The sequence below is a fragment of the Bifidobacterium lemurum genome (assembly GCF_014898175.1).
Lineage (GTDB): Bacteria > Actinomycetota > Actinomycetes > Actinomycetales > Bifidobacteriaceae > Bifidobacterium > Bifidobacterium lemurum.
The window spans coordinates 1,422,282-1,434,829 of sequence record NZ_CP062948.1; the positions used below are offsets into that span (position 1 = coordinate 1,422,282).

General features: G+C 63.9%; 9 protein-coding genes. 6 read left to right on the forward strand and 3 right to left on the reverse strand.

What is annotated here, in order from left to right; all coding sequences use genetic code 11:
* Positions 1-750, forward strand: coding sequence for a type 1 glutamine amidotransferase (locus BL8807_RS05260; protein WP_072726971.1), 750 nt, complete (start codon positions 1-3; stop codon positions 748-750).
* Positions 751-821: 71 nt separating this feature from the next.
* Here the strand turns inward: BL8807_RS05260 and BL8807_RS05265 are convergent, their stop codons facing one another.
* A complete protein-coding gene (locus tag BL8807_RS05265) occupies positions 822-1,538 on the reverse strand; it encodes an aquaporin (protein WP_072726970.1) in 717 nt (238 codons plus the stop codon).
* Between the two features lie 317 nt (positions 1,539-1,855).
* Between BL8807_RS05265 and BL8807_RS05270 the strand changes: the two genes are divergently transcribed.
* On the forward strand, positions 1,856-2,698 hold the full coding sequence (locus BL8807_RS05270; protein ID WP_072726969.1) for a transporter substrate-binding domain-containing protein: 843 nt from the start codon (positions 1,856-1,858) through the stop codon (positions 2,696-2,698).
* A 25-nt stretch (positions 2,699-2,723) separates the two neighbouring features.
* On the forward strand, positions 2,724-5,900 hold the full coding sequence (locus BL8807_RS05275) for a mechanosensitive ion channel domain-containing protein (protein ID WP_205408871.1): 3,177 nt from the start codon (positions 2,724-2,726) through the stop codon (positions 5,898-5,900).
* Positions 5,901-6,177: 277 nt separating this feature from the next.
* Here BL8807_RS05275 and BL8807_RS05280 read toward each other — a convergent pair whose 3' ends face one another.
* Entirely contained in the window at positions 6,178-7,419 is a 1,242-nt protein-coding gene (locus BL8807_RS05280) for an AGE family epimerase/isomerase (protein WP_072726968.1), read from the reverse strand.
* Positions 7,420-7,556: 137 nt separating this feature from the next.
* Positions 7,557-8,783, reverse strand: a complete 1,227-nt coding sequence (locus BL8807_RS05285; protein WP_072726967.1) for an ROK family transcriptional regulator — start codon at positions 8,781-8,783, stop codon at positions 7,557-7,559.
* A gap of 175 nt (positions 8,784-8,958) precedes the next feature.
* Between BL8807_RS05285 and BL8807_RS05290 the strand changes: the two genes are divergently transcribed.
* From BL8807_RS05290 to BL8807_RS05300, 3 genes are all read left to right on the forward strand, one after another.
* Entirely contained in the window at positions 8,959-9,210 is a 252-nt protein-coding gene (locus tag BL8807_RS05290; protein WP_072726966.1) for a phasin family protein, read from the forward strand.
* Positions 9,207-10,967, forward strand: a complete 1,761-nt coding sequence (locus BL8807_RS05295; protein ID WP_072726965.1) for an ABC1 kinase family protein — start codon at positions 9,207-9,209, stop codon at positions 10,965-10,967. Before BL8807_RS05290 ends, BL8807_RS05295 begins: the two co-directional genes overlap by 4 nt.
* 260 nt (positions 10,968-11,227) lie before the next feature.
* Positions 11,228-12,535 (forward strand): ATP-binding protein, encoded by a 1,308-nt coding sequence (locus tag BL8807_RS05300; RefSeq protein ID WP_072726964.1) that lies wholly within the window; start codon positions 11,228-11,230, stop codon positions 12,533-12,535.
* The last annotated feature ends 13 nt before the right edge of the window (positions 12,536-12,548 follow it).

Here is a 12,548-nt window from a genome sequence, read left to right on the forward strand (position 1 = left end):
ATGGCCAGCGTGATCGACATCGTATCCCTCTACCCCAAGGATATGAACATCTACGGGGATTCCGGCAATGTGCTCACCATCAAACGCCGGCTGGAGCTCTATGGTTACGAGCCGCGCGTCCACGCCTACAACCAAGGCGACGACTGGCCCGAACGGGTCGATATGATCCTCGGCGGCGGCGGGCAGGACACCGGTCAGAAGAAGATCATCGACGACTTCTACGCCAGGGCCGACCTGCTGCGAGGCTCGGCCGCCGACGGCGTGCCCATGCTGATGATCTGCGGGCTCTACCAGCTGTTCGGCGAGTATTTCGAGACCATCGACGGCACCAGGCTCGACGGCATCGGCGTGTTCGGCGCGTATACGATCGGCCGTGACGTGCGCATGATCGGCAATCTGGTGGAGCGCAGCGATGATTTCGGTCAGATCGTCGGCTACGAGAACCATTCCGGCCAGACCTTCCTGCGCGAGGGAACGCGACCGCTGGGGCGCGTCGAACAGGAGGGGCGCGGCAACAACGGCGAGGACCATACCGAAGGCGCGCGCGTGGGCAACGTGATCGGCACCTATATGCACGGCTCGCTCCTGCCCAAAAACCCCGCCATCAGCGACTTCCTGATCCGCGCCGCCGCCGAGCGCCGCTATGGCGGCTTCGCTCCGCAGCCCACCGCCGAACAGCAGGCGGAGTTGACGCGTCTGGACCGGTTCGCCCAAGAGGCCCGTCGCGTCGCCATAACCCGCCCCCGCTGATCGTCGACAACAAAGGCGCCCCTCACAAGATGTGGGGAGCGCCTTTGGAATGGCGTTGCGCGGCGAAAGGCCTACTCGGCGTCGGTCAGGTAGGCCGGGGCGAGCACGAAGCGGTGCAGCACGGCGGCCAGAGCGCCACCGACCAGCGGGGCGAGGATGAACAGCCACACCTGGGCGAGGGCTTCGCCGCCGGCGAGCAGGGCCGGGCCGAGGGAACGGGCCGGGTTCACGGAGGTGCCGGTGAAGGGCAGGCCGACCAGAACCACGGCGACCAGCGACAGGCCGATCACCAGACCGGCGATGTTGCCGAACTCCGGCTTGGAGGTCACGCCGAGAATCACAAGCACGAACACGAAGGTGAGCACGGTTTCGACCAGGAATGCCTGGCCGGCGTTGGTGCCGAGGGCCGAGGCGTCGCCGTAGCCGTTGGTGCCGAGGGAGGCGTTGGAGCCGGTGAATCCGACGAGGATGCCGGCGGCGGCCAGCGCGCCCAGCACCTGGGCCACCACATAGCCGGCGAAGTCGACGACGCTCATACGGCCGTCGATCAGCATGGCCAGCGAGACGGCCGGGTTGAGGTGCGCGCCGGAGACGTTGCCCACGGAATAGGCGGCGATGACGATCGAAAGACCGAAAGCCAGCGCGATCACCACGGAGGCGACGGCCAGGGCGGAGCCCTCCAGACCGAGCGCGCCGGTCAGCGCGGTGGAGCCGACGGCGGTGCCGCAGCCGACCAGCACAAGAATGATGGTGCCGACGAATTCGGCGACGTATTTACGGAAATTCATGAACGATCCCTTTCTTCCAAGGTTTGGCGCGTACCGATGATGCGCCGCTCGCCCAGCGTAGGCGAGCTTGGCGGAAGGCTCAGGGCCTGGCCGGCGTCTATATGCCCAAAAGGGCAGGTCGCCATGTACCCCATAAGGGCAGAAATCGCCACCCTGCGTGCGAGTTTCCCCAGTCTTACGCGAAATCATGAGAAATAGTGCGCTGAACGGCAGAGCCGCCCACGGTTCTACTGACTGGCTGACCGGCGATATGTTGAGGGCCGGCCCGCATACGTGCATGCACAGGAAAGAACGAAGAGACATGGAAAGGGACCATTATGCATGGCTCCGGCAAAACGATACGGCGTCCGCGCCGGTGGGCGCTGGCCGTCGTCGCCTTGCTTGCGTGCTCCGCGCTGATGCTGCTCGGCGGCTGTACGTCGGGCATCGCCGGCGACAAAGGCACCCTGAAGGTGGGCGTGCGTGCCGACATCATCGGCTTCGGCTATCTCAATGAGAAAACCGGCAAATACTACGGTCTTGAAATCGACATCGCCACCGAGATGGCGAGCCGGATGGGCTACGGCGACGTCGAGTTCGTCACCGTCACGCCCGACGACCGCAAGGAGATGCTGTCGGAAGGCAAGGTCGACGCGTTGGTCGCCTGCTATTCGATCGCCGACTCACGCAAGAAGAACTTCGACTTCTCCCCGGCCTACTACAACAACGCGGTGGTGATGGTCGTGCAGAACAGCTCGCTGATCGACCAGCTCTCCGGACTCAAGGGCGGCACCATCGGCACGATGGCGGGCGCGAACACCGCTCCGATGCTGGCGCAGAAGATGGCCGACGAGGGCTTCTCCGACGGCGAGGTGCGCTCCGCCAACGAAGACAACACCGACGTGCAGTTCGACAACTACCACCTGCTGCAGTACGCGTCCTATCAGGAGCTTTCCGACGCGCTGGAGGAGGGGCTGGTCGACGGCATGGCCCTGGACGGCGCCATCGCCAAAACCTATATGAACGATGAGCGCCACACGTTGGACGACTTCAGCATCGATCCGCAGGAATACGGCGTCGCCACCCAGAAAGACTCCGATCTGAGCGAGCCGGTGGCCACGACGATCCAAAGCATGCTCGATGACGGCACCATCGACCAGCTCATCGACAAGTGGGACTGAGAAGGACTGAGAAGGAGCGACGAATATGGTGACCACCGAACCCATGTCCAAACGACTGAAAATCAAAATCGCCGCCCTGCTGGCCGTGGTGCTGGCAAGCGTGGCGGTCACCGGCCTGCTGCTGGCCGGCGTGCAGACCCAGCTGTCGCTGTCGGGATACACCGACGAGATGCGCCAGCAGAACGAACAGCTCAAGGAGACCCTGGAACAGGCCGATCTCGAGACGCAGGAAAGCACGGAAAGCTTCGACGAGACCTTCCGCTCGAAGGCCGAGTCCATCGCCTATATGGCCAACAACAACGCCGGATTCGAAGCCACCGACGCCAAGATGAAGGAGCTCAAAACGCTTCTCGCCGTCGACAACGTGCTGGTGGTGGCCGAGAACGGCGATGTGGTGGCCAAGGCGCAGGACACTCAGGCGGACTTCCACCACGCGCGCTTCAACCAGCTGCGCACGGTGTTCGAGACCGGCGAGCCGTCCGATGCCGTGGAGGTGAGCCTGCCCGACAAGGACTGGAACTACCGTTATTACGCGGCCGCAATCGACGACGACACCATGGCGGTGGTGGAGACCAGTCCCGAGCGCCTGGACGACATCATCGACTCCAGCAGCTCGCTGACCGCCACGCTCAAGGACATCACCGTCGGCCAGCAGGGCTACATGATGGCCGTGTCCGCGCAGGACTACACCGTGCAATACCATCCGAACGCGGATCTGATCGGCACGGACGCCCTGACGAACGGCCTGAACGTCGACGACCTTGAGGACGGCAAGTTCTTCCATATGAACTTCGACGGCACCCGCCTGTACAGCGGCGTGACCAAAATCGGCGACACCTACTACATCAGCTCCGTGCCGGAGCACACGCTGTCCGCCTCGCGCAACGTCACCGTGGGCGTGATTCTGTTCGCGTTCATCGTGGTGATGGCCGCCGTGGTGATGTACGGCGTGTTCGTGCTGCGCGACGACGAGAACCGCGGCCACCGCGACGAGGACCTGCTCGCGTTCGGCCCGCTGCGCTACAACCGCAAGGTCGGCGGCAAGGCGGCCGTGCTTTCCGTGGTGGGGCTTGTGGTGGTCATCGTGGTGTCCTTCTACATGCAGACGCTGTTCGCGCTGTCCAGCGAATCGCTGGTCAACGCCGACCGCGCCTCGTCCATCGCCCAGACCATGTCCAACACCACCAAGCGCGCGAACAGCCTCAAGCAGGAATACAACACCCGCTATCTCAACAAGGTCAAGGTCGCGGCGTATGTGCTCGACCAGAACCCCGAGCTGGCGAACAAGTCGGATCTGACCCAGCTGGCCGACGCGCTGGGCGTCGACATGATCAGCGTGTTCGACGAGGACGGCGTGCGCACCGCCTCCACCGAGCCGGACCGTTCGTTCACGCTCAGCGAGAATCCCGAGGACCAGTCCTACGCCTTCCGCCAGCTGCTGCAGGGCGTCGAATCGCTGGTGCAGGATCCGACCGAGGATGACAGCACCGGCGCGATGCGCCAGTACATCGGCGTGCCCACCTACGACGACGAGGGGCTGATCGACGGTCTGGTGCAGATCGCCGTCCACCCGCAGATGCTCGAGGAACTGCTCACCAGCGTGGAGATCGACAACGTGCTCGACGGCGTGCAGGTCGGCAAGGACGGTTTCGCCTTCGCGGTGAGCAAGAGCAACGGCAGGCTGGTCTACTTCCCCGACAGCCTCGTGCAGGGCAAGAAGGCCACCGCCGTCGGCATGACCGAGGCCCAGCTCAAGGGCGGCTATTCCGATTATCTGACGATCGCCGGCACGACCTACTACGCCTCGTCCGTGGAGACCTCGGACTACTACCTGTACGTCACGGGCGGCGATTCCGAGCTGATGGCCGAGCGTCTGCCGCTGACGCTCGCCACCGCCGGCATCGCGCTGGTGTGCCTGCTGCTGGTGTTCCTGATCCTCGCCTTCGAGCGTGACCCGAAGGCCCGTGCGAAGAAGGTCGCCGCCGGCGCCGGTGCGATCGGCGCGGCTGATGCGGCTGCCGAGCGCGCCTCCGCAGCGTCCGGATCCGAAGGCGATGCGAGCGTGCTCGACGCCCACGTGTTCGAGGTGCGGGTGCCCGGCACCGAACGCAGGATGAAAACCCAATCCGCCGCCAGCCGCTGGCTCAACCAGTCCTTCGACTGGGACGAGAAGACCCCGGAGGGCAAGCTGGGCACGGTGATGCGCTGGTTCTTCGGCCTGTTCGTCGTGATCGTGTTCATCGGCGTGATGTTCAAGGACGAGATCTTCGGCAGCCAGTCCGTGTTCTCCTACGTGCTCGGCGGCGGCTGGAACAAGGGCCTGAACATCTTCGCCATCACGGCGGCGCTGATGTCGGCCTGCGTGATCATCACCGTGGCCGGCGTGGCGCAGGAGCTGCTGCGCATGCTCACCGGCGTGCTCGGCGCGCGCGGCGAGACCATGGTGCGTCTGCTGTGCAGCGTCATCAAGTACGGCTCCATCATCGGCATCCTGTACTACTGCATGGCCCTGCTCGGCGTGGACACCGCCACGCTGCTCGCCTCCGCCGGCCTGCTCACGCTGGCCATCGGTTTCGGCGCCCAGCAGCTGGTCTCCGACATCCTCTCCGGCCTGTTCATCATCTTCGAAGGCGAGTTCCGCGTCGGCGACGTGATCCAGGTCGGCTCCATGGGCGGCACCGTGATCGAGATCGGCGTGCGCACCACGAAGATCGACGACGGCTCCGGCAACATCCTGGTGCTGCGCAATAGCGAGATCAGCAACGTGATGAACAAGACGAAGCTCGACTCCTACGCTTCGGTGGATGTGACGCTCGAATACGGCGAATCGCTGCCGCGCGTCGAGAACATCCTCGAACGCGAGCTGCCGAACATCAAGAAGCGTCTGCCGGCCATCCTCGACGGCCCGTTCTACAAGGGCGTCGCCGCGCTCAACCCGGACGGCACCGCGGTGATCCGCATCGTCGCGCGCTGCGTCGAAGGCAACCGCGGCCAGTTGGAACGCGACCTGAAGCGCGAGATGAAGCTCATCATCTCCAAGCATGGCATCCTCACGCCGTTCCAGCAGGTCGTGGTCCACGAGCCCGCGGAGGCGGCCAAGCCCTCGCTGTACGAGATGCGCGAGGCCGACCGTTTCAACGAGGAGCAGAAGGAATCCGCGAAGCTGATCGGCAATGAGGAGGACGACGACGAAAAGGAGTGAGTGACGTCTTCTTTGGGTGGCCGCGCGATAAGGTCGAGCGGCCACCTGACTCCATCGGGCGACCTCAACGTTTCAGCGTGAGGTCGCCCGTCGTCGTCTTGTTCGGCCATTGTGTTTACATCATTCGAACGGACCAGCCGCACCGAAACGCCCTCTCCGACAGGCCATGGAGAGTTTGGTGTGTCGGGCTTCCGAGCCCGGCTTGTTCAAAACGTTTGATTTGAGAGTTTGGTGTGCGAAATCGGCCGTGTTGGGCAAATCCGACACACCAAACTCCTTATCGCGCCGCCCGGGCCGCCTTTAGGGCCGGGGCGATGGAAACCGCCGGGTCGAGCAGCGGGATCAGCGTGCACTGGGTGGCGTGGTACAGGTCGGATTTGCCCGGCCAGACCGTGCCGATCACATGGTTGTCCTTATCGAGCTGATGGAACCAGGAGCCGTGCTCGTGGTCGATGAGGTATTCGTCGATATACTGCCAGAACGTGGCGTACCAATCCTTGAACACCTGCTTGCCGGTCACGCGGGCCAGCACCGCGGCCGTGTTCACGCCCTCGGCGAGCGTCCAGTGCATGCGGTCGGTGACCACGGGCTCGCCCTCCCAATCGGTGGTGTAGGCCAGGCCGATGGTTCCGTCGCGGTTCCAGGCGTCCTCGAGCGCGCGCAGGAACAGCCGTTCGGCGGCGTCGAGGTAGCGGTCCACCTCCTTCTGCGGCTTGCCGGAGCTTAAGGCGTACTGGGTGATGAGACGCGCCCATTCGATGCCGTGGCCCGGAGTCGCGCCATACGGCTTGAACTGGTCGTCGGGCTTGTCCTGATTGCATTCGAGGTCCGGCGACCAGTCGGCGTGGAAGTGCTCGGGGATGCGCCAGTCGTTATGCGAGGCCCAGTCGATGACGTGGTCGGCGATGCGTCCGGCCCGCGTGCGGTAGGTTTCGTCGCCGGTGACGTCGGCGACCGCGAGGAAGGCTTCGACGGTGTGCATATTGGCGTTGACGCCGCGGTACGGGTCGAGCTCGGTGAAGGCGGTGTCCCAGGTGTCGACCGCGAGTCCCGTCTCCTCGTCCCAGAAACGCCGGTCGAAGGTCGCCAGCGCCTCGTTGAGCAGTTCGCGCGCGCCGGGGCGGCCGATCAACGTGGCCGACGTGGCGGCCAGGATCACGAAGGCGTGCGTGTAGCAGATCTTGCCTTCGGCGGGAACGCCCTCGATGGAGACCTCCGGATACCATCCGCCGTTGGCGTCGTCGTGGAGCTGGCCGCGCAGGCCGTCAAGCGCGCGGTCCACCAGTTCCTCCGCGCCGTCCATGCCGTTGAGCGCGCCCAAAGTGTAGACGTGGGCCATGCGGCAGGTGATCCAGGTCTGGATGCCGTGGCTCGGGTCGGGGTCGCCCAGATCGTCCAGCCAGCAGGAGCCGCCGTTGGGGGCGGGGAAGTTGCGGCCGAAGGCCAGCAGTTCGGCGGTTTCGCGCTCGAGCAGCGCCTTGTTGGCGGCGGTGCCGTATTCGTATGATTCGTTGGTCATGATGGCGGTGGTCTCCTTCGACGTGGTGTATGGCCGACTTCGGTGAACGACCATATTGTATAAGAGTTGTTTATATATTAGCAGCTCTTATGAATAACGTCGCGGCATGTCGAAGAGACGATCCGCTTTCACGTATTTCAGCGCGGCAGCATCGCGGTGGGATTGCCGAGCGCGTGCTCGATGGCCAGCGCGACCGCGCCGCTAAGCACCTCGTCACCTCCCATGGTGTTGAGAGTCAGCCGCACCCGGGCCCGCAACGCCGGTGCCACGCGCTCGTCCACCACGGCCTTAGCGGCGGCCAGCAACGGTTCGCCGGCCTCCGCCATCAAATCACCCAACACGATGATCTCGGGATCGTAGGCGTTGATCACCGTGACGCAGCCATATCCCACATAGCGCCCCAACTCGCGCACATGGTCGAGCGCGTCCGCGTTCCCCGCGGCGGCCAGCGCGAACAGCGCGCGGCATGCCTCGATGGGGGAGAGCCGCTCCGCATCCTCCACCAGCGCCGGCGTGCTCGCGATCAGACGCTCGCGCACCGCCTCCGCCGAGCAGTACCGCTCCAGGCAGCCATGATTGCCGCATTTGCAGACCGGGCCGTTGATATCGATGGAGATATGGCCGATCTCGCCGGCGCCGCCATGGGCTCCGACCAGCAATTGCCCTTGGTCGATCACACCCAGACCCGTTCCCTCGCCGAGCAGCAGATAGGCGAGGGAATCGGCCATGCGGCATTGCGGATTGAGCAGTTGCTGGGCCAGCGCGCCGGCGCCGGCGTCGTGCGCGAGCACAACCGGCACCGCGAACGCGTCGACGAAGGCTTCGCGGAAGTTCACCGACTCCCAGTCGTTGGTCTGCGTGACCACCGCGATACGGCCGTCCTGCGGGAGATACGGGCCGGGAATGGTGATGCCGACGGCGACGATGGCATGGTCGGCCTCCAATCGCCCCCGGATCCAATCCTGGGCGCGGGCGACCACATCCTTGGCATGCTCACCCGTGCCGATGGACAGTTCGGCGCGCGAACCGGCCCCGTCGAGCGGATTGCCTTCAAGCGTGAACACGCCGGCCGTGATGGTGCTGCGTTCGAAGGTCACGCCGATCACGCGCAGGCCGGTGCCGTTAAGCGCGATGCCGATGGAGCGGCGGCCGGCGCGTCCGGGCATGTCGCCCACCTCGGTGATCGCGCCGAGGGCGATGAGGTCGCCGGTGATTTTGGTGATGGCGGTGGGGGTGAGCCCCGTCTCACGGGCGATATCCGCGCGCGAGCACACGCCGCGCCGGTAGAGGGCGCGCACCACACGTGAACGGTTGTATTCCGTCAGTGCGGAGAGGTTGCCGATGATGGGGTGCGGCTGGCTCATGGTTCTCGCGATTCCTTCGTGCGGGTGGACTGCTCCCATACTAATGCGTCGGGGACGCCGCGTCGGGCTACGCGGGAAGCGACGGCGTTCGCGGCGATATTCGCGTGGGGCTGCGTTTTTCGCGGTGCCTTCTGGGGTACAGTAGAAACCACGCAACAACCAAAGGAGGCGTATCATGGCTGATTTCGATTTGGGCGATGGCCTGCGCAAGGTGTTTCTCGCGGGCGTCGGCGCCCTGGCGACCACCTACGAGAAGGGCACGGAAATCGTCAACGAACTGGTGGAGAAGGGCGAGCTCACCGTTGAGCAGGGCAAGGCTCTGAACACCGAACTCAAGCGCAAGGTGACCGAGGCGGTGGACGACGCCAAGAAGTCCGCGGCCGAAGCCAGCGACAAGCCCGCCGAAGAGCAGGGCGACGCCGAGTGACCTCTGGGACCACGGAACCGTCGTCGACCCCGCTGCACAGCAGGGTCGACGCGGTTCTCAATCCTTCCGCGACGCAGGCGGGTTCCGAATCCCCCCTTCCCGCGGATGAGACCATCGGTCTGTTCACCGGTCGCAAGGACACGTTCTCCGAGCGGTACCATCTGACCCGGCGCGGCAAACTCAAGCGTCTGGCGCAGATCACGCGCATCGTCGAGCAGTTCGACATCCTGCATGGTCTGACGCCGGTGAAGATGCGTCTGATGTTCGAGGCGTTGGGCCCCACCTTCGTCAAGGTCGGGCAGATCCTGTCGATGCGCTCCGAGATGCTGCCGCAAAGCTTCTGCGACGAACTGGCGAAGCTGCGCGCCGACGCCGACCCCATGCCGTACGCCACGGTGCTGGAGGTGCTCGCCACCGAATACGGCCGCCCCGTCGAGGAGATCTTCTCCAACATCGACGCCAAGCCGTTGGGCTCCGCGTCGCTCGCGCAGGTGCACCGCGCCACGCTGACCACCGGCGAGGACGTGGCGGTGAAGGTGCAGCGCCCCGGCGTGCGCGAGACCATGGCGCAGGACGTCTCCATCATGCGTTCGATCGCCAAAACCGCCACCAAAGTGGTGCGTTCGGCGCAGATCGTCGACCTCAAAGGCGTGGTCGAGGAGCTGTGGGAGACGTTCCAGTCGGAGACCGACTTTCTGGTGGAGGCCCGCAACCTCGCCGAATTCAAACGTTTTTCGGAGCGGTTCCGCTATATGGACTGCCCCAAGCCCTACACCGACCTGTGCACGCAGCATGTGGTGGTGATGGACTACGTCGACGGCATCTCCGTCTCGCATCCGGGCGAACTGATCGAGGCCGGGTACGACCTGAAGGAGATCGGCACCAAACTCGTCGACAACTACGCCACGCAGATCCTCGACGACGGCTTTTTCCACGCGGACCCGCATCCGGGCAACATCATCATCCGCGACGGGCGGATCGTGCTCATCGACTTGGGTATGACCGGCCGTCTCGACCAGCGCACCCGTTCGGTGCTCAAGGAGATGATCTTCGCGGTCGCCAAGCAGGATTCGCCCGCTCTGGCCGACGGTCTGCTGCGGTTCGCGGGCACCGAGGCCGATCCGGCGGATTATCCGGCGCTGCTCGCCGACCTCGATGTGATCGTCACGGAGTTCGGCACCGTGGATCTGGCAGAACTCGACATCGCGGCCTTCCTCACCTCGCTCACCCAGCTGGCCTCGCGCCACGGCATCGAGGTGCCGAGCACGGTGACCACGGTCGGCCGCGCGCTCGTCACCCTGGAAGGGTTGCTGGACGAGTTCATTCCCGATGTGAATATGATCGAGATCATCTCCGACCATATCGCCACGTCGAAGTCCATGAAAGAGGCCGTGCAGGATGAGCTGAAGTCGCTCGGCGTCGAAGGGCACCAGGCCCTGCATGGCACGCTGGCCACGCTCGCCGAGCTCAAAGTGGCCTCGCGCATGCTCACCCGCGGTCAGCTGCGCGTCAATATGGAGCTGGTGGGCGCCGAGGAGCCGATGCGCAAGCTCAGCGATATGGTCAACCGCATCACCATGGCTCTGATCGTGGTCGGTCTGTTCGTCGGTTCGTCGATCGTGTACTACGCCGGTATGAAGCCGATCATCTTCGGCATCCCCGTCGTGGGCTTCATGGGCTACGTCGTCGCGTTCGTGCTGTCCGTGTGGATCGTGTTCGACATCAACTTCAAAGGCCGCAAGCCCAAACGCCGCTAGCTGCGGGCTCTCCTGCGCCCTCTCCCCGTCATCCTGAGCGGGGTGTGTCTTCCTCCCTCATGTCATCCTGAGCGGAGGCGTGGCCGGAGTCGAAGGATCCCATCTCCTTCATCATCACCAATACTCATTCGAAAAACCCAGTCTGATTCATTCGAAAAATCTAGTGTGAACCATTCGAAAAATCGAGTGTGATTCATTCGAAAAATCTAGTATTGTAGGTTTGGATATGCTGGTGCGACCCGGTGGAGAAGGTGGCTGCAATGTCTGACAATGGCTATATTCCGCGTATTGTCGATGCCGTAATCGACGACTATCTTGCCGTGTTTCCGGCAGTGAGCATTGAAGGACCGAAGTGGTGCGGAAAGACCACCACTGCGACACAGCACTCGAAGTCGAAATACAGTCTCGCCGATCCCGAAGGCAACTTCCGCAATCGCACGTTGGCGCGGATGGAACCCGCGTTGGCCTTGGAGGGCGAGACGCCGCGCCTTATCGACGAATGGCAGGAGGTGCCGGGATTGTGGGACGCCGTTCGGTTCGCCTGCGATCAAGATACGGCTCGTGGCCGGTTCATCCTGACGGGGTCGTCCACGCCGCGAAAGTCCGACCGGCCCATGCACAGCGGCGCGGGACGTATCGCCCGGGTGCATATGTCTTCGATGACGTTGCTTGAGCAAGGCGTCTCATCGGGCAAGGTATCTTTGCAGGGACTGTTCGCCGGTGAATCGTATGCGGCGGTCTCGTCGCTGAGTGTGGACCAGATCGCGTTGTTGGTCGTTCGGGGAGGGTGGCCCGCCGCGTTGGGCCTTGACGCGCGGCATGCTTCGATGACCGCGCGCAGTTATTTGGATGCCATCGCGGATGACGACATCTCCGAAGTGGACAATGTCGACAGGGACCCGGTCCGCGTTCGCAGGCTGCTGGCGTCGCTGGGCCGCAATGAGGCCACGCTTGCCAGTAAAAGCACTTTGGCCAAAGACACGGCGGAATATGATGTCGATGACCCTGAGGGCAAGGGGAAGAAGCGCCCCGTCATGCTGTCCGATACCACGTTGGGTGAGTATCTTGGCGCGTTGGAACGCATGCGCTTCGTTGAGGATATTCCCGCATGGCATCCGGCGTTGCGTTCGCCTGTGCGTATCCGATCCGCGAGGAAACGGCACTTGGCCGACCCCTCATTGGCGGCCGCCGCCATTGGCGCCACACCGGAATCGTTGCGCATGGATCCGAAGACCTTGGGATTTCTGTTCGAGTCGTTGGTGACCCATGATTTGAAGGTATACGCGCAGGTGTTGGATGCCGAGGTCATGCATTACCGGGATGATTCGAATCTTGAGGTCGACCTTATCGTGGAGACGCGCGATGGCGCATGGGGCGCGTTCGAAGTCAAACTCGGTGACGCGCAGATTGATGAGGGCGCCGAGAATGTCAACCGTTTGGAGCGCAAGATGGTTGAACGCGGGCAGCGCCCTGCCTCGGTGAAGGCGGTGATCGTCGGAACCGGCGCCATAGCGCACCGGCGTGAGGACGGCGTGCAGGTTATTCCGCTGGATACCTTGGGTGTATGACCGGCGGCGCGCG

What these genes read in the sequence shown, in the direction of transcription:
- BL8807_RS05290 (WP_072726966.1), top strand. Translation starts at nt 8,959, where the DNA reads ATGGCTGATTTCGATTTGGGCGATGGCCTGCGCAAGGTGTTTCTCGCG.
- BL8807_RS05265 (WP_072726970.1), bottom strand. Translation starts at nt 1,538, where the DNA reads ATGAATTTCCGTAAATACGTCGCCGAATTCGTCGGCACCATCATTCTT.
- BL8807_RS05260 (WP_072726971.1), top strand. Translation starts at nt 1, where the DNA reads ATGGCCAGCGTGATCGACATCGTATCCCTCTACCCCAAGGATATGAAC.
- BL8807_RS05280 (WP_072726968.1), bottom strand. Translation starts at nt 7,419, where the DNA reads ATGACCAACGAATCATACGAATACGGCACCGCCGCCAACAAGGCGCTG.
- BL8807_RS05275 (WP_205408871.1), top strand. Translation starts at nt 2,724, where the DNA reads ATGGTGACCACCGAACCCATGTCCAAACGACTGAAAATCAAAATCGCC.
- BL8807_RS05270 (WP_072726969.1), top strand. Translation starts at nt 1,856, where the DNA reads ATGCATGGCTCCGGCAAAACGATACGGCGTCCGCGCCGGTGGGCGCTG.
- BL8807_RS05300 (WP_072726964.1), top strand. Translation starts at nt 11,228, where the DNA reads ATGTCTGACAATGGCTATATTCCGCGTATTGTCGATGCCGTAATCGAC.
- BL8807_RS05285 (WP_072726967.1), bottom strand. Translation starts at nt 8,783, where the DNA reads ATGAGCCAGCCGCACCCCATCATCGGCAACCTCTCCGCACTGACGGAA.